This window comes from Neobacillus endophyticus, from assembly GCF_013248975.1.
Classification (GTDB): domain Bacteria; phylum Bacillota; class Bacilli; order Bacillales; family Cytobacillaceae; genus Neobacillus; species Neobacillus endophyticus.
In genome coordinates this window covers 1,928,566-1,945,000 of sequence record NZ_JABRWH010000001.1, presented here as the reverse complement: position 1 = coordinate 1,945,000, position 16,435 = coordinate 1,928,566, and the positions used below count along the sequence as shown (strand labels likewise).

Genomic DNA, 16,435 nt, shown 5'->3' with positions numbered 1-16,435 from the left:
TATAATCGGCTTCATATTTTCATAGCCAATCGCAAAGTTTTTTGCTTGAACTTTTCTTAAATAGGTGTGTTGCATACCTGCTGGCTTAAAAATATGTTCATTATAGTAGTTCCCATAACTTTGCCCGGACACCTTTTCCACAATATATGCAAGTATCATATAACCAGTATTGGAATATTTGTATTGTGATCCTGGTTCAAATAATAGTGTTTGTTTTTTCATTAGATCAATGAAGGCAGATAGTGTAATCGGTTTTGTTGTATCCGTTAATTTTGCATGATCCTTTACACCTGAGCTATGAGTCAATAACGAATGAATCGTGACTTTATCACCGTTAGGAAAACCGGGAATATATTTTGAAACCGGGTCTGTTGTTCTCAGTTTCCCCTGTTCCTCAAGCTGAAGGATAGAAACAGCTGTAAACGATTTCGTTAAAGAAGCAATCTTGAATTCAGCGTCTGCCCCATTAGAGATTCCCGCCTCTTTATTAGCATAGCCATATCCTTTTTCAAAGATGGTTTTCCCATCCTTAGCCACCAGGACAACCCCGTTAAAATGATCACTTAGCGCTTTCTGATCCATGAAGGTTTCTAATCGCTGCTCCAAATTCCCTTTCAATGAGGAATGACCAGTACTAGCCAGCGCTATTGTAGTAGTTGTAACGACTAGTATAAACCCAATAAAAGAAAATAATATCTTGGTCCATCTTTTTTTTCGCAAAAAGCTGCTCCTCCTTTCATATATCGAGCACGTTCTGACTCATTATATTACTTCGCTAGAATTAACAAAAGTATTGCCTATTCCCAAAAAATTTAACACAAAAACCGGCCTCACAATAAGGCCGGTTCTCTTCATTCTTATTTTGTAATCTTGATGATTCCTTCTTCTTTCAAATCAACAAGACCTTGTTTTTCAATTACTATTTTTTCGCCTTCCGCCAAGTTTGTGAAGACGACTGGTGTAATCGTTGATTTTGCATGTTCTTTAATATAGTTGATATCAAACTTCAATAAAGGCTGGCCTACTTCAACAATGGCGTTTTCAGATACCAATGTTTCAAAACCTTGACCTTTTAGGTTTACCGTATCAAGTCCAACGTGGATCAAGACTTCTAGTCCGCCATCTGACAAGATTCCAATAGCATGTTTTGTTGGGAATAAATTAACAATTTTACCGTTAACTGGAGATGCGACCATTCCCTCAGAAGGAACAATCGCAAAACCGTCACCCATCATTTTTTCAGCAAATACTGGATCTGGAACTTCAGTGATCGGCTTAATTTCTCCTTTGATAGGAGCAGCAAAAGGTTCTTCTATTCTTTTACGTTCCGTTTGCAACGCTTCAGGATTTACTTCTTCAATCTGCTGCTGTACACCTTTATCCAGATTGCTCACGGCAGTTTTACCCGGACGTCTCCCATCCATAATATCTTTCATTTGACCTTTAATGGTTTCAGAACGCGGTCCAAAAATCGCTTGAATGTTGTTTCCTACTTCAAGAACACCAGCAGCACCAAGACGCTTTAATTCACCCTTGTCTACTTGCTTAATGTCATTAACAGATACACGAAGACGAGTAATACATGCATCTAAGTGAGCAATGTTTTGTTTACCGCCCATTGCATCTAAAATGTTAGCAGCTAAGTCTCCAGAGTTCGCTCTACCAGTTGGCGCTTCATTTTCTTCTTCTTCTAGCTCACGACCTGGTGTTTTCAAATCAAACTTGCGGATCGCAAAACGGAAACCAAAGTAGTAAACGACTGCAAACACAGCACCTACCGGAATAACGCGCCAAGCATTTGTTTGCGGGTTGATTAAACCGAATAATGTGTAGTCGATTAAACCACCAGAGAATGTCATACCGATTTTTACATTCAAAATATGCATGATCATGAAGGATAACCCAGCAAATACAGCATGGATAGCAAATAATACTGGTGCAACGAATAAAAATGAGAATTCAATTGGTTCTGTAATACCAGTTAAGAAAGAAGTTAAACCAGCAGAGAACATAAGACCGCCGACAATTGCTTTCTTTTCAGGTCTTGCTTCATGATATATCGCTAATGCAGCCGCAGGAAGACCAAACATCATGAATGGATATTTACCAGTTGTAAATGTACCTGCAGTTAAATGTTTTACGTTATCTTTAATTTGCGCCATGAAAATAACTTGGTCGCCGTGTACCACTTGTCCAGCTTTTGTTGTGTAACTGCCAAATTGGTACCAGAATGGTGCATACCAGATATGGTGCAAACCAAATGGAATAAGTGAACGTTCAACTAAACCGAAAATAAATGCAGAAAGAGTTAAGTTTGCATCCACCATGTGTGTAGAGAAATAGTTTAAACCATGTTGAACCGGAGGCCAAACTACAATCATAACTAATCCTAAAATAATCGCACTTGCAGCTGTTACAATTGGAACAAAACGCTTACCAGCAAAGAATCCTAAATAAGATGGCAATTCAATTTCAAAGAATCGATTATACAAGGATGCAGCCATGATACCAACGATGATACCGCCAAATACCCCAGTAATCAACGTTGGAATTCCCAAAACTTGAGCGTAACTATTTGGATCTCTCGCTATATCTTTAGCATCAATCCCAAGTACAGTTCCCATCGTGATGTTCATAATCAAGAAACCGACAATCGCCGCCAGACCAGCAACACCTTCACCGCCAGCTAAACCAACGGCAACCCCGACAGCAAAGAGCAACGGAAGATTTCCGAAAACAACGTTACCTGCGCCCGCCATAACATTGGCAACCAACGATACTCCATGGTTATTAAGGAATGGCGCCAAATCTAACAAAGTCGGATTTGTTAAAGCAGTACCAAAAGCCAAAAGAATACCGGCAGCCGGCAAAATGGCAACAGGAAGCATAAGCGCTTTACCAACTTTTTGCAAAACGCCAAAAGCTTTTTTAAACATAATCTAACCTCCTACATAATTTATATTTCCAACTCAGCTCACCTAAAGTCGTTACAGTCACATCAAAAGAACGCAAAAAAGCATGAGCAAAAAGTAAATTGAATGAAGGTATGGGAATAGAATGCCCCTTAACCTTCATTTCAATTAATCTTTTCACTCATGCCTGATCGAATCAGTAACACGTAAAAATAATGGCTATTTAAATTTATTTTGCAAACGCTGTAAATGTAATGTTAAATAAACAGCCTCCGCATCGAAGACTTTCATTTTCAATGTTTGCTGCATCACTTTAATAAGCTTCCATGAAAGATTGTAGCACAGAGGATATTCTTCTTTCAATAGGGATGTTATCTTTTCTGGTTCTGAAACTGTTTCTCCGTTAGTCACTCTCTCTATTGCATAACGGAGATGCCTAACAAGCCGTTTATAATCAATACTTTCCTTGTCAATTTCAATTTCAAATTGATCTTCAACCATTTCCACCAGGTCACTGACCAACTGTGAATGCTGGTTTACTTCTGACAACGTTCTATTGGTAATACCGCTATGAACATGGAGGGCAATAAACCCAATCTCCCCTTCTGGCAAGGCAATTCCTGTTTTTTCTTTAAGCAGGGCGACAACCTCTGTTGCAATTTCATATTCAAACCGATATAGTGCTCTAGTTTCCACCAAAAGCGGATTATTAAAATCCACTCCTTGGGACACTCTTGTTAGCGCAAACATTAAATGGTCCGTTAATGCCACGTGAATATGTTCATTTAGCTCATTATTGATCCGTTTCTTAATGTGTTCAATGGCTGAAATAATCGCCTCGTGGTATTCACTATTGATAAATGGCAGCAGCTGAATATAGTTTTGCTGTTCTCGCTCATTTTTTAATACAAAGAGCTTTTCCACTTTTTCGGTATCAATATACTCTCCCTGTTTCCGGTTAAAACCGATACCCTTCCCAATTAAAACCACTTCTTGGTATGAGGGGTGTTCCGCGATTAAAACATTATTGTTTAACACTTTTTCAATTAAAAAATTTGCCATACCGTTTTTGCCTCACCTCATTTCGCCCAAACTTATCGTTAGTATTTTCATGTTATCTGACAGAAAACAGGAAGTCAACGACGAAAATCGACATCTTTTCATAATCAGCTTTCCTTACTTTAAGCAAAAGCCTTTCATCCCCTTAGAAAAGTCAGTTAGAAAGTGTTTATTATGAATATTTCGTAACTTTATTTACGCACAAAAAGACCGCCAGCTTGGCGGCCCATTTTCATTATCTTAAGATTAAATAAACCAAGAAAATCACGAAGAAGAAGTACATAATTGGATTGATTTCTTTAATACGGCCTCTCACAATCATAGTGATTGGATAGAAAATAAATCCAACTGCAATACCTGTAGAGATACTGTAAGATAATGGCATCACGATCATGGTTAAGAAAGCAGGTACAGCAATTTCGAATTTATGCCAATCAATCTTCCCTAAAGATGAAACCATCAATACACCGACAATAATCAGTGCTGGTGCCGTTACAGGTGATGTAATAACCGATAATAACGGGAAGAAGAAGAGTGATAAGATAAATAATGCAGCTGTTACAAGCGATGCAAATCCAGTCTTTGCTCCAGAAGCAACCCCTGCAGACGATTCGATATAAGAAGTAGTAGTTGACGTTCCAAGAACCGCCCCGACAATTGTTGCTACAGAGTCTGAAAGTAACGCTCTCCCCGCATTAGGAAGTTTATCATCTTTCATTAAACCAGCCTGGTTCGCAACTGCAACAAGTGTTCCAGCATTATCAAAGAAATCAACAAATAAAAACGTTAAAATAATACCTACCATGCTAGTTGACCAGAATGAGTGGTCACCAAATGATGAAAATACAGCACCGAATGTCGGTTTAATACTCGGAACAGAAGAAACAATATGAGTTGGAACTTTTATTTGACCGATAATCATTCCGATAATGGCCGTGATAATCATTCCAAAAAATACAGCACCTTTAATTCCTCTTGCCATTAAGATCACTGTAACGATAATACCAATAATAGCTAGTAAAGCAGAACCGTGAGTTAGATCACCTAAACCTACGAGTGTAGCATCATTTTTAACAACGATTCCTGCATCCTGAAAACCAATAAAAGTAATAAATAACCCGATACCTGCTCCAACTGCGTGCTTTAGTTCAACAGGAATGGCATTAATGATTTTTTCACGAAGTCCAGTAAGTGTTAAAAGAAAGAAGAAAACACCTGATATTAATACAGCACCAAGTGCATGCTGCCAAGGAATTTTACTTCCTAAAACAACTGTATAGGCGAAGAATGCATTTAGCCCCATCCCTGGCGCTAAAGCAAGCGGGTATTTACCTAGCAGCCCCATGACAATGGATCCGACTGCAGAAGCAATAGCCGTTGCAACAAAGACCGAACCATAATCCATTCTCATTGCATCTGGAAGTCCTTTAACACTCGCAAGAGACAAAGTTAACGGATTGACAACCAAAATGTAGGCCATAGCCAAGAAAGTTGTAAGACCGCCAATGAATTCCTGGCGATAACTTGTTCCAAGCTCCGCAAAACGGAAATAATTTTTCATTACTCTTCCCCCTGAAATCTTTTTATATATGGTTAAACAAAAAACGCTCCGTTATCCACCGGAGCGTTGACATAAGGCATATGTAATTATAAAAAGCCGGAAAAAATCCAACTATTTATAAACCACTTGCCTCGTAGTCAAGCTATTTACGGTAGCTCGGTAGAAACTTCTGGGCCATATCCCCAAGATTATACGACACAATATGACATTTATTAGTACAATAGAATCATATCAAAACCAAAATAAACTGTCAATAAAAAATACGAACGTTTTTTATTTTAATTTAAAAAACATTCGTATTTTTCGTATCTATTCTCTTATTCCCATTCGATCGTTGCTGGCGGCTTACTTGTAATATCATAGACCACACGGTTCACATGCGGTACTTCATTGACAATACGGGTAGAAATCACTTCCAGCACATCCCATGGAATCCTTGCCCAATCTGAAGTCATCCCATCAATCGAAGTAACGGCACGGATGCCGATGGTATAATCATAAGTTCTAGCATCCCCCATAACCCCAACACTGCGGATATCTGGAAGCACGGTGAAGTATTGCCAAATCTCACGATCAAGACCAGCCTTCTTGATTTCTTCTCGGAGAATCCAATCTGATTCACGGACGATTTCCAGTTTATCTTCTGAAATAGCGCCGAGGACGCGAATACCCAGACCAGGACCTGGGAACGGCTGGCGCCACACAATATCATCAGGAATTCCTAGCTCAGTACCCAGTGCCCGAACTTCATCTTTAAATAATGTATTCAACGGTTCAATCAACTTAAACTCCATGTCTTCCGGCAGTCCACCAACATTGTGATGCGATTTAATCGTCTGCGCCGTTGCTGTACCACTTTCAATAATGTCCGTATACAGCGTTCCTTGAGCTAAAAACTCAATGCCTTCCAGCTTGGTCGCTTCATCGTCAAAAACATAAATAAATTCATTACCGATAATTTTCCGTTTTTTCTCCGGATCAGAAACACCCTCAAGCTTTGTTAAAAAGCGGTCCTTCGCATCCACCTTGATAACATTCATGTTGAAGCCTTCCGTGAAAGTCTTCATCACGCTATCGGCTTCATTTTTTCTAAGCAGGCCATGGTCCACAAAAATACATGTCAACTGGTCGCCAATTGCTTTATGAATTAAAACAGCCACAACTGAAGAATCTACTCCGCCACTCAAAGCACAAAGCACTTTTTTGCTGCCGACAGTCTCACGGATCTTCGCAATTTCCATTTCAATAAAGTTTCCCATCGACCAATTACCGCTCGCACCGCAAACATTAAAGACAAAATTCTTCAGTAACTCATTGCCGTAAACCGAATGCCGCACTTCTGGATGAAATTGAACAGCATATAGCTTTCGGTCTTCGTCACTCATAGAAGCAATCGGACAAGAAGGGCTTGTTCCATTTACAGAAAAACCTTCCGGCGCTTCCATTACAAGGTCACCATGGCTCATCCAGACAACCTGTTCATCAGGCAGATCTGCGAAAATAGCTGATGGCTTCTCCACATTCATCGTTGCCTTTCCATATTCACGCTGATTAGCTTTTTCAACTTTTCCGCCAAAATGAACAGTCATTAATTGCATACCGTAGCAAATTCCCAAAATTGGCAGCCCCATATCAAAAATGGCCTCATCACAACGGAAGGAATTTTCATCATACACACTATTCGGACCGCCGGAAAAAATGATCCCCTTCGGATTCATTCGGCGAATTTCTTCTGCTGTAATCGTATGCGGATGAAGCTCGCTATAGACCCCAAACTCACGAATTCTTCTTGTAATCAGCTGATTATATTGACTGCCAAAATCTAATACCACAATCATTTCTTGTTTCTCTGCCAAAACTGCCACCTCATCATATAAAGATATTTTAGTTTTTCCAAAAAACAGCTAAAATTGCCTATCGATTTCCGTTTCTTGTGCACGCTTTTTGCTGCTCGTGCAGGAGTCTCCAGAAAATAAAAAAACTAGAATCCGCCCCCAAAAACAAGGAAGGCAGAATTCTAGTTTTCACGTAAAACAATCGCTGACCAAAATTCTGCCTTCATAGTCAGGCCATGTTACGGCGGCCCGGTAGAGACTCTCGAACCCTATTATCGAGGATATATGAAGGAAACGCTCTATGAATTTACAACATATTGTAACAATAGGTTGTTTTTTTGGTCAAGCTATTGTCCTTTTGATTAAATTTTCCCACAATTCGCAAACCTCTTTCCAGCTGCCCTCAGGAAGGTGCCTCTGATATAAATATTGTTCATAACAACTGGTTAACCTCGTCATTTCTTTTGTGGCAAAGAAGGAATCAATATATTGTGCATAGTTGCGAAGAGTTTGGTTTTCTTTTCGTTTAAGCCCGAACCGCTCAAGCTGGACCAGCAGTTGCCAATAGGCAGTACGGATTGTTTCATCCCTTTTCTTAAAACGATAGAAGGTCAAAAGAACGTACGGATACCACTTACCCCTAATCCGATACAGTATTCCAACAGCCGCTCCTAAAGCTATAACAATTAGTACGACCCTTTGCCAATTGTTTTGTATAAAGAACTGAATCTTTCCCCAAAGTTCCTTAATGTCCCAGCTTTTCGGCTTGCTTTTTACCTCTCCTGCATCCTCCATATTTGGCGGTTGCTTTTGTTTGACAACTGGAACCGCAGCTGTTTGCCGGGTGTTCGTTTTAGTTGCTGGCGTATCGTATTTAATGACCACATCATTCGAAAAACCGATCGTTGGTTCAAACGGAACCCATCCTTCATTTGGAAAAAAGACTTCAACCCAGGAATGGGCATTATTATTCGTAACTTGGAATAAACTTTCCGAGTTATTGCCATTGCTGTATTTATAGATATCTCCTCCTGAAAAACCCTTTACCCAGCGAGCAGGTATACCGATGGTTCTCAACATCACTACCATTGAGGAGGAAAAATTATCACAATAACCGCGTTTCGTTTCAAATAAAAACTGGTCCACATAGTCATCCTTTTTACCAGGAACGGCGACATTTTTCTGATCATATGTGTAGCCATCAGTGCTAAAGTAACTCTCCACTGCTTTTGCTTTATCATACCAACTTGACTTCCCTGCCGTTATTTTTTCCGTCAGCTGCTTGATTCTAGCCGGAAGGCCTTTGGGAAGCTGAGTATATTTTTCGTAAAATACTTGGTTGATCGTCGAAGGCAGTCCGGTTGTTTTTTCTAATTCGCTCTCCTTATATTTTGGAACCTTATATAATACGGAATAACGCAGAATGCCCTTTGTGGAATAAGTAATCTTTTCCTTTGCCGTATCCATTTCAAATGTATGAAGCGTTTGTACAGATGGGGCGACCTCCTGTATTCTTTGAATACCAGCTGGATAGATCATAAAGGAACCTGCGTTGAAATTGTAATTAAAAAAGACCGAAGCAACACGGACGTCGGCTTCCACTGGATCAGGAATCGGATAAACAGGGACAAGGTCTCCTTCTTGAAATGTCACAGATGTTGCACCAGAAGGGATCCACCCTTTTCCGGTGTATTCATCCTTTGTTTCAACCTTCCAATAAGACTTTCCACTTGCCTGATACATAAATACAGGACTATGATCACCGATAAACGGCCCGCCTAAGTGATCATCATTCTCTCCATAGCCAATTCTTTTTGGCCTCAAGCTTCCTCGACCATTGTCCGTGCTCTTATGACCGATAGCCTTTATATAAGGTACTGGATCAGGCCAGATCGGGGCGGCTTTTGGTGCAATCACCCCAACAGACACACTAATTGAAAGCATTACCGCTAAGGGCACGATCCATTTTCGCAAAAAAGAAGCGGGATTACCTGCTTTCCCATCCCTCATCATTCGGTTATATGTGAGCATGCCCATAACAGCAAAACCGGCAATGACCGTTCGTACAACTGCAGCCTTAGCACTATAGGGAGTAAAGGTATCTAAGACCGTAATATAAATGAGTGTCAAAAAGAAAAACAGAAAGATCCTTTGTTTTCTAAGGAGCCAATAATGAAGCAGATACACCATCAGCCACAGCAGAATAAACAGTAAAAAGGTGCGGAATTCATTGGACAAATCCTCCCAATCCCTATCCACAATCATTCCAACGTTGTGAACCACATTGGTAAGAAACGTCTCCATCCAGGAAAGGTGAAATAACCCTTCCTGATAATGGAGACGATTGATAGCTACAAGGATATAACATCCTTTCACCACCCACTGCCAAATCCATTTCATTTTCAAATAAGATAAAGTAAGAGCAAGGATCAAAAACACAATGAATACACCCATATGACTCGTGTCCGTCAGCTTTTCCAGCGGCCTAATCCATTCCCAAAGTAGAAAAAAGCCAAATACGTACAACAAAAACGTCGATAAGTCCCTTTTGATCATCGGGCTCCCACCTCCGAAAAGACTGCAGCAAAGTTGCCTTCCTGGACCATCAACACACGCACGCCGCGGGCATTGGCAGCTGCCATTAGCGCACGTTCCTGAGCCGTCAGCATTTCCATCTGGCTCTTGATAAGAAATAGAGTAACAGAACCCTTGTGGCTGCCAAGAATTCCTGCCTTTTCCACCAGCGGCTTCGTTAATTTAGCAGTGACAAGCATAAAAGAAACAGATTGCTGGGTGAAAAAGCGGTCCGTTTCCAGCACTTTCTCCAGCGGGATCACACTATTGCCTTCGACTTTAGCCAGATGCAGGAATAACTGCTGAAGCTGATGTTCACCGCCTCTAATCGGGAACGACACCCTTTCATTACTGACAGTTAACATACCTATTTGGGCTCCTCTTTTTAACACAGCACGTACTAACGAAGCGGTGAAGGAAACTACCCCTTCAAAGCGTTGATCGGGAACACAATCCATCATGATAAAGACATCATGGGATTTCCGCTGTTCAAATTCCTTTGTCATGATCACATTACGCTTGGCCGTAGCTTTCCAGTTAATCCAAGAAAAACGGTCCCCCGGCTGATAATCCCTTACACCAACTGCCATCGTGGTATCACGCTGCACTCTCTCCCTTGAAGCAGTTAATCCTTGATCATACTGACTTTCAAACGGGCGGTACAGAAATTCAGTAAAAGCCGGGTAGACGACAATTTTCCCCTCAGCTTTTGCAGTTTTCTCTTTTTCAAAAAGACCAAGCGGGTCGCCTGCTTTTAATACCATCGTACGAAAAACATGCTCACCGCGCGGCAGCTCGTCCATCGTGTATTCATAGAAAAATTGCTTTTTCACACTTGGAAACAGGACAATCCGTGCTGCTCCCGAATGTCGGCCATTTTTTATCGTTTCAGGTAAATCGTCCTCCACTATAAGATAAAATAACGGAAACCCTTTTAACCGTTTAAACTGAATAGTGACTGTTAACTTCTCACCGGCATTATAATCTTTTTGGGGCAGTATTCTCGTTATTTCGATTTCACTTAAAGGATAAAAGGATAAAGCGAGGCAATAGATGGAAAACGGCAAAAAGCTGTAAAATAAAAACCAGCTGACGAAGCCTCCTTGGAACATCGCATAGGAAAACGTTAAAAGCAGCAGCAAAAACAAAAGTACAAACTTCCAAGCTCTGCTAACTAAACGGAGTGTCTTTCTCATTTATTTCACAAGCCTCTGAACTGGTACAGGAACTCTCGCGACAATGCTGTATATAATATCCTCAGCTGTAGTCCCTTCAAATTTCGCCTCTGATTTTAAAATAATTCGATGTGAAAGGACAAATGGTGCCAAATATTGAATATCATCTGGCAGCACGAAATTGCGTCCATACATGTAAGCATAGGCTTGGGCTGCTTTCATTAAGGCAATGGAACCGCGGGGGCTAGCGCCTAGATAGATGCTGCCATGGCCCCTTGTCCGATTGACGAGGTCCACAATATAGCGTTTGATGGTCTCATCAACAAATACCTCTTTTACTTCTGCCTTCAGAGCCTGTAAACCATCCAGGTCAATAACTGGATACAATTCCTCTATTGGCGGAACTTTTTGCGCCCGGTTTAACACTTCCATTTCTTCCAGAAGATCTGGATAACCCATTTTCATTTTTAATAAAAAGCGGTCGAGCTGGGCTTCAGGCAGCGGATATGTACCTTCATACTCAATGGGGTTTTGCGTTGCCATTACGAAAAACGGCTTTTTCAGCTTGTGGGTAACACCATCTATAGTTACACTAGCCTCCTCCATCGCCTCGAGGAGCGCAGACTGGGTTTTTGGCGATGTCCTGTTAATTTCATCAGCAAGGACGATATGGCCCATGATCGGACCAGGGCGGAATTGAAATTCCATTTCTTTCGGATTATAAATCGAAACGCCGGTAACATCGGATGGCAGCAGGTCTGGGGTGAATTGAATTCTCCGGAAGTTAGCATTAACCGATTTGGCAAGTGCGCGAACCATCATTGTTTTTCCGACACCAGGGCATCCTCAAGGAGTACATGTCCTTCAGCTAAAAGCGCAACAAGACTTAGCTCCGCGACATTTCTTTTTCCAATCATTACTTTTTCTATATTGGTGAGAATTTGATGGATTGTGGGATTCATTTGTTCTTGGGCCAAGGTGACTCCTCCTAACAGGTTTTAAACATTCTATCCATTTATTCTCCTTTTTCCAGTAAAATTCCTGTAAAAAATAACTAGATTATTTTGCGATCGAAGCATAAACCAATTCTTACCGCCCATTAGAGTAAAAAAAGACCCCTCCAAAAAGCAGTTGACTTTAAAGAGAAGTCTTACCAAATCGATAGATCCTTTCGGTGATTTTATTCTGTCGACACTGCCCCTAGTTTGCTAATCCACCTCACCCGTTTTCCCAGTCTTGGTAATCCGATGGCCGCTCCAGCCAGCCCTTTTTTATTACACTAAATATGACCCTATAATACCTTTAACAAACTTCTTAAAAATGACTTGTTACATCTAAAATATCATTCTACATGTATAGGAAACCAAAAAAAGGGAGATACATATAATGTATCCCCCCTTTTCTGTAGCTCTTCTTATTGAAGGGCTATTTTTCATAATTAGTTTACTTGCTTGTCTAAGCTAGGTGCGAGTAAATTCAGACTTTTATGGGCTTTTCCGAGCTCTTCTTCCCCTTTTGCAAACAAAGCATTTGCCGCTTTAAGTGATGGGTTTGCTTTTTTCAACTCATCTGCTTTCATTTGATAGGATGCTTCATAATCCTTAAGAGCGGATTCAAGATCACCCTTTTGATCTTTCAGTGCTGCAGGGATTTGAACTGCTTTAAGTACAGCCACTACAGAAGCTGCCGATTCACTGGCCTTCAATTTCTCATCTGGCGTTATTTTTGCTCCTGCTTTCGCAATATCCTTCTCATATGTATTAAGGTCAGTATCTTTAGCATTAATGGTATTACCTAGTTCTGTATAGAAATTAACCATTTCGCTCTTTACAGCTGTTTTAGAAGAAGGTGAATCTGCCTTTGCGTTTGCTTCTGTTTGGTCACTTTTACTAGAACATGCAGACAAGCCTAATGTAACTAATAATGCGGCTACTAACAAATGAATCCTTTTCATTACAATTCCTCCTTTTTTTCACAACATCACTTATTTTACAACTTTGCATTATATAAAAAAAGGTATTTATAGGATTTTTTTACATTTTATTAAATTTATAGATTTCCCCCTAAAATCATTCCCACCAATTCCATTAAATTGGGATGGTACCGTGATCTTCCAAGAACTGCTTTACTTTTTCACTATCGGGATATGGTATACTAGATTACAAGCATCCATCAGCCGCTCGAAGCCGATGGGTTGAATTAGGGGGCACGAGTGTGGAGCTTACGTATCTATTATCAGAAGAAGATTACTATCATTTTAATCTGTTTCACCTAAAACATTCGAAGGCCGTAGCTCGGATTCTGACACTTCAAAGGCTTATTGGTCCTGTGATCTTTCTGATTTTTGCTTTTATATTCACTAAGGCAACTAACAACTCCTTATTTGGGGTGGTGGTCACCTTTTTGGTTCTCAGCATCCTTTGGGTCATCTTCTATCCGAAGTATTTCTACGCTACGGTGAAGCGTCGGCTAAAAAAAGCTTTCAGCAGCGGGAAAAATGCTGGTTTAATTGGGAAGCATCATCTGTTGCTGACAGATGACGGTTTGACTGAGTGGACTGGTGTCGGAGAAATGAAGTTCAAATGGTCTGGAATAGAGGAATGCAAAGAGGATTCCGATTACTTCTACCTATATAACAGCGCAGTGAGCGCCTTGATTATTCCCAAGCGAGATCTCCCCAATCCAAAGGAGTTCAGAGCATATTTATTAACAAAAATTTAGCCGGGCCATGAGCCTGGCTTTTTTGTGGTGGCGGGTTCATAATGTGGTATAGGTTTAAATAGATGTTTTATCAATTGCCTTAATGACTATTCAAACGTTTGATTAGTTTTTGTGATGGCAATCGCTATGGAAAACACAATCAAAAATTTGATGTTTATTGTCAATAATTCTTTCCAAAAAAGAGTCTCCCTCATCCTTTTTGTATGGTAAAATATGGATGTTGTTATTGTAAAGGAGGAGAAAGAGATGAATGAACTTATATTTAAGCAGTTTCAATTGACAAGAGAGTACTTCATAAAGATCGTAGGGTCTGTTTCCAATGACCAAACGGATGTGCAGCCAGATGGTTTCAACAACACCATTCATTGGCATACTGGCCACGTTTTGACAGTTACAGAACAAACCATGTTCGGTTTTCCTCGAGTAACAACCCACCTTCCCGAAAACTATATGAAATTGTTCGGGAATGGTACAAAGCCAGCTGATTGGACAGGGAATGTACCTATTATGGATGAGCTTATCGTACAACTAAAAGATCAATTAGCTCGTATTCGCCAAATTCCAGCTGAACAGCTAAACAATACCCTAGAAACACCAATATTGGGATGTAAAACCTCTGGAGAACTAGCGTGTATAACACTCATGCATGAAGCAGCCCATATGGGACAGATTCAGGCAATGAAGCGAATCATTGAACATGCGAGTGTAAAAAACTGAAATTGGCTTAATCGTCTGCCAATAAGATAGTTTCATTTTCTTCGATTTACCCAGAGTTGGGGGCAATTCTGGATATAAAATTGCCCCCTTCAATTAAGTTAGTGCAACTCTTGATTGCTAATTTGGCTATTGGAATTTCCTTACCGAGCTAATCTTCATTATCCTGACAATACCATTTAAACAGAAAAAGTCACCTTTTCAGGTGACTTCCAGACTGTCGACAAATCCGAAGGATTTCGGGTTTAAAATCGACAGTCTTTTTTGTTTGGCCATATTAAACTTGTCTGTTGATTTCCGTTCCAGGCGGCTTCGCTTTCCGCGGGCGGTTCGGGGAGCCTCCTCTGCGCTTTCAGCGCCTGCGGGGTCTCCCCTGTCCCGTACTCCCGCAGGAGTCTTCGCCGCCTTCCACTCCAATCAACAGAGTGTAAAAATCAATAATGTACATTAACACAGCCTTTTGTATAATTTATTTACAGAGAATTAATAGAGGTGGATGGAATGCTTTCGAAAAATACACAGATAAATCGTGACCAAATTGAAATGATTGCCTTAGATCAACTTGTACCTGCTGATCACTTGGTTCGCAAAATAGAAGCCGCAGTAGATTTTTCATTTATCTATTCATTGGTTGAAGATTTGTACTCAACTAAGCGCGGACGTTCAAGTATTGACCCTGTTGTATTAATTAAGATGGCTTTCATTCAATATACCTTCGGTATCCGTTCGATGCGTCAAACGATAAAGGAAATTGAAACAAATATGGCGTATCGCTGGTTTTTAGGATTTGGTTTTTATGATAAAGTACCCCACTTTTCAACTTTTGGTAAAAACTACGAACGTCGTTTTAAGGATACAGACTTATTTGAACAAATTTTCTACCGTATTTTAAAAGAGGCAGCAGATAAAAAGTTAGTTAGTTCGGAACATGTATTCATTGATTCAACTCACGTTAAAGCAAGTGCAAATAAACGCAAATTCGAAAAGAAAGTAGTTCGGAAAGAATCAAAAGCTTATGAAGCACGTCTTCAAGCAGAAATTAATAGTGATCGTGAAGAACATGGGAAAAAGCCCATCCCACCAGATAAATATGAAAAAGAAGAAAACAAAGAAATAAAAGAAAGTACAACAGATTCGGAGAGTGGTTACTATGTAAAAGACGAAAGGACAAAGCAATTTGCTTATTCATTTCATGCAGCCGCAGATAGAAATGGTTTTGTCCTGGGGACTATTGTAACTCCAGGTAACGTTCATGATAGTACAATGTTAGAGCCTCTAGTTGAAAAGGTCATTGAAAAATGTGGGAAACCTAATGCTGTAGCTGCTGATGCCGGATATAAAACACCTGCTATTGCTCAATATTTAATTGAAAATGAAATTCGCCCTGCTTTACCCTATACACGACCACGTACAAAGGAGGGATATTTGAAAAAGCACGATTATGTCTATGATGAGCACTTTGATTGTTACATATGTCCGGAAGGACAAGTTCTGGATTATAGAACGACTACTAAGGAAGGTTATCGACAGTACATCTCTAATCCTGTTATATGTAAGGATTGCCCACTTCTAGCACAATGTACACAAAGTCAAAATCATCAAAAGCTCATTCAACGACATATCTGGGAACCATATCTTGAAGAGGCTGAACATCTTCGTCATACAGAAGAGAATAAAATAATATATGCACGTCGTAAAGAAACAATTGAACGTGTATTCGCGGATGCGAAAGAAAAGCATGGTATGCGATGGACAACCTTAAGAGGTCTTAAAAAATTGTCCATGCAGGCGATGCTTACTTTTGCTGCTATGAATTTAAAGAAGTTGGCTACATGGACTTGGAAAAGTCCAGAAATGGCATAAAAATAGACCCCGCCGGGGTCT

Annotated in this window: 11 protein-coding genes, 1 pseudogene and 2 riboswitches (1 of these 14 cut by a window edge); of the genes and pseudogenes, 3 read left to right on the top strand and 9 right to left on the bottom strand. The window is 40.2% G+C overall.

The genetic code is table 11. The features are described from left to right. The 9 genes and pseudogenes from HPT25_RS09460 to HPT25_RS09420 form a co-directional block, all read right to left on the bottom strand. Nucleotides 1-720 carry the 5' portion of a serine hydrolase domain-containing protein gene (locus tag HPT25_RS09460; RefSeq protein WP_173063019.1) on the bottom strand. 402 nt of this gene lie to the left of the window's left edge, so 720 of the gene's 1,122 nt are visible here — the first part of the coding sequence; the start codon lies at nt 718-720; the stop codon falls past the left edge of the window. 137 nt (nt 721-857) lie between these two features. Continuing rightward, on the bottom strand, nt 858-2,936 hold the full coding sequence (gene ptsG / locus HPT25_RS09455; RefSeq protein ID WP_173063016.1) for a glucose-specific PTS transporter subunit IIBC: 2,079 nt from the start codon (nt 2,934-2,936) through the stop codon (nt 858-860). Between the two features lie 195 nt (nt 2,937-3,131). After that, nucleotides 3,132-3,974, bottom strand: a complete 843-nt coding sequence (glcT, locus tag HPT25_RS09450; protein WP_173063013.1) for a glucose PTS transporter transcription antiterminator GlcT — start codon at nt 3,972-3,974, stop codon at nt 3,132-3,134. Between the two features lie 232 nt (nt 3,975-4,206). Beyond that, a complete protein-coding gene (locus tag HPT25_RS09445) occupies nt 4,207-5,532 on the bottom strand; it encodes an NCS2 family permease (protein WP_173063010.1) in 1,326 nt (441 codons plus the stop codon). Nucleotides 5,533-5,646: 114 nt separating this feature from the next. Next, a riboswitch (purine riboswitch) is annotated at nt 5,647-5,748 on the bottom strand. A gap of 101 nt (nt 5,749-5,849) precedes the next feature. Beyond that, nucleotides 5,850-7,370, bottom strand: coding sequence for a glutamine-hydrolyzing GMP synthase (gene guaA, locus HPT25_RS09440; RefSeq protein WP_173071015.1), 1,521 nt, complete (start codon nt 7,368-7,370; stop codon nt 5,850-5,852). A gap of 203 nt (nt 7,371-7,573) precedes the next feature. After that, nucleotides 7,574-7,676: riboswitch (purine riboswitch) on the bottom strand. A gap of 33 nt (nt 7,677-7,709) precedes the next feature. Continuing rightward, a complete protein-coding gene (locus HPT25_RS09435) occupies nt 7,710-9,923 on the bottom strand; it encodes a transglutaminase TgpA family protein (protein WP_173063007.1) in 2,214 nt (737 codons plus the stop codon). Continuing rightward, nucleotides 9,920-11,137 carry a DUF58 domain-containing protein gene (locus HPT25_RS09430; protein ID WP_173063004.1) on the bottom strand — a complete coding sequence of 406 codons (1,218 nt, stop codon included), beginning with the start codon at nt 11,135-11,137 and terminating at the stop codon, nt 9,920-9,922. Before HPT25_RS09430 ends, HPT25_RS09435 begins: the two co-directional genes overlap by 4 nt. Next, nucleotides 11,138-12,078, bottom strand: a pseudogene (locus tag HPT25_RS09425) (AAA family ATPase). 476 nt (nt 12,079-12,554) lie between these two features. Further along, on the bottom strand, nt 12,555-13,070 hold the full coding sequence (locus HPT25_RS09420) for a hypothetical protein (protein WP_173063001.1): 516 nt from the start codon (nt 13,068-13,070) through the stop codon (nt 12,555-12,557). A 260-nt stretch (nt 13,071-13,330) separates the two neighbouring features. Between HPT25_RS09420 and HPT25_RS29240 the strand changes: the two genes are divergently transcribed. The 3 genes from HPT25_RS29240 to HPT25_RS09405 all read left to right on the top strand — a co-directional run bounded on the left by HPT25_RS29240 (nt 13,331) and on the right by HPT25_RS09405 (nt 16,414). Further along, nucleotides 13,331-13,837 carry a YcxB family protein gene (locus HPT25_RS29240; protein ID WP_173062998.1) on the top strand — a complete coding sequence of 169 codons (507 nt, stop codon included), beginning with the start codon at nt 13,331-13,333 and terminating at the stop codon, nt 13,835-13,837. A 246-nt stretch (nt 13,838-14,083) separates the two neighbouring features. After that, nucleotides 14,084-14,554, top strand: coding sequence for a DinB family protein (locus tag HPT25_RS09410; RefSeq protein ID WP_173062995.1), 471 nt, complete (start codon nt 14,084-14,086; stop codon nt 14,552-14,554). A gap of 498 nt (nt 14,555-15,052) precedes the next feature. After that, nucleotides 15,053-16,414: an IS1182 family transposase gene (locus HPT25_RS09405; protein WP_173058723.1), complete on the top strand. Its 1,362-nt coding sequence runs from the start codon at nt 15,053-15,055 to the stop codon at nt 16,412-16,414. Nucleotides 16,415-16,435: the final 21 nt, after the last annotated feature.

Excerpts from the sequence above, each read along its gene's own strand:
- HPT25_RS09405 (WP_173058723.1), top strand. The coding sequence starts at position 15,053 with ATGCTTTCGAAAAATACACAGATAAATCGTGACCAAATTGAAATGATT.
- HPT25_RS09430 (WP_173063004.1), bottom strand. The coding sequence starts at position 11,137 with ATGAGAAAGACACTCCGTTTAGTTAGCAGAGCTTGGAAGTTTGTACTT.
- ptsG (WP_173063016.1), bottom strand. The coding sequence starts at position 2,936 with ATGTTTAAAAAAGCTTTTGGCGTTTTGCAAAAAGTTGGTAAAGCGCTT.
- HPT25_RS09420 (WP_173063001.1), bottom strand. The coding sequence starts at position 13,070 with ATGAAAAGGATTCATTTGTTAGTAGCCGCATTATTAGTTACATTAGGC.
- HPT25_RS09410 (WP_173062995.1), top strand. The coding sequence starts at position 14,084 with ATGAATGAACTTATATTTAAGCAGTTTCAATTGACAAGAGAGTACTTC.
- HPT25_RS09435 (WP_173063007.1), bottom strand. The coding sequence starts at position 9,923 with ATGATCAAAAGGGACTTATCGACGTTTTTGTTGTACGTATTTGGCTTT.
- HPT25_RS09445 (WP_173063010.1), bottom strand. The coding sequence starts at position 5,532 with ATGAAAAATTATTTCCGTTTTGCGGAGCTTGGAACAAGTTATCGCCAG.
- glcT (WP_173063013.1), bottom strand. The coding sequence starts at position 3,974 with ATGGCAAATTTTTTAATTGAAAAAGTGTTAAACAATAATGTTTTAATC.
- guaA (WP_173071015.1), bottom strand. The coding sequence starts at position 7,370 with ATGATTGTGGTATTAGATTTTGGCAGTCAATATAATCAGCTGATTACA.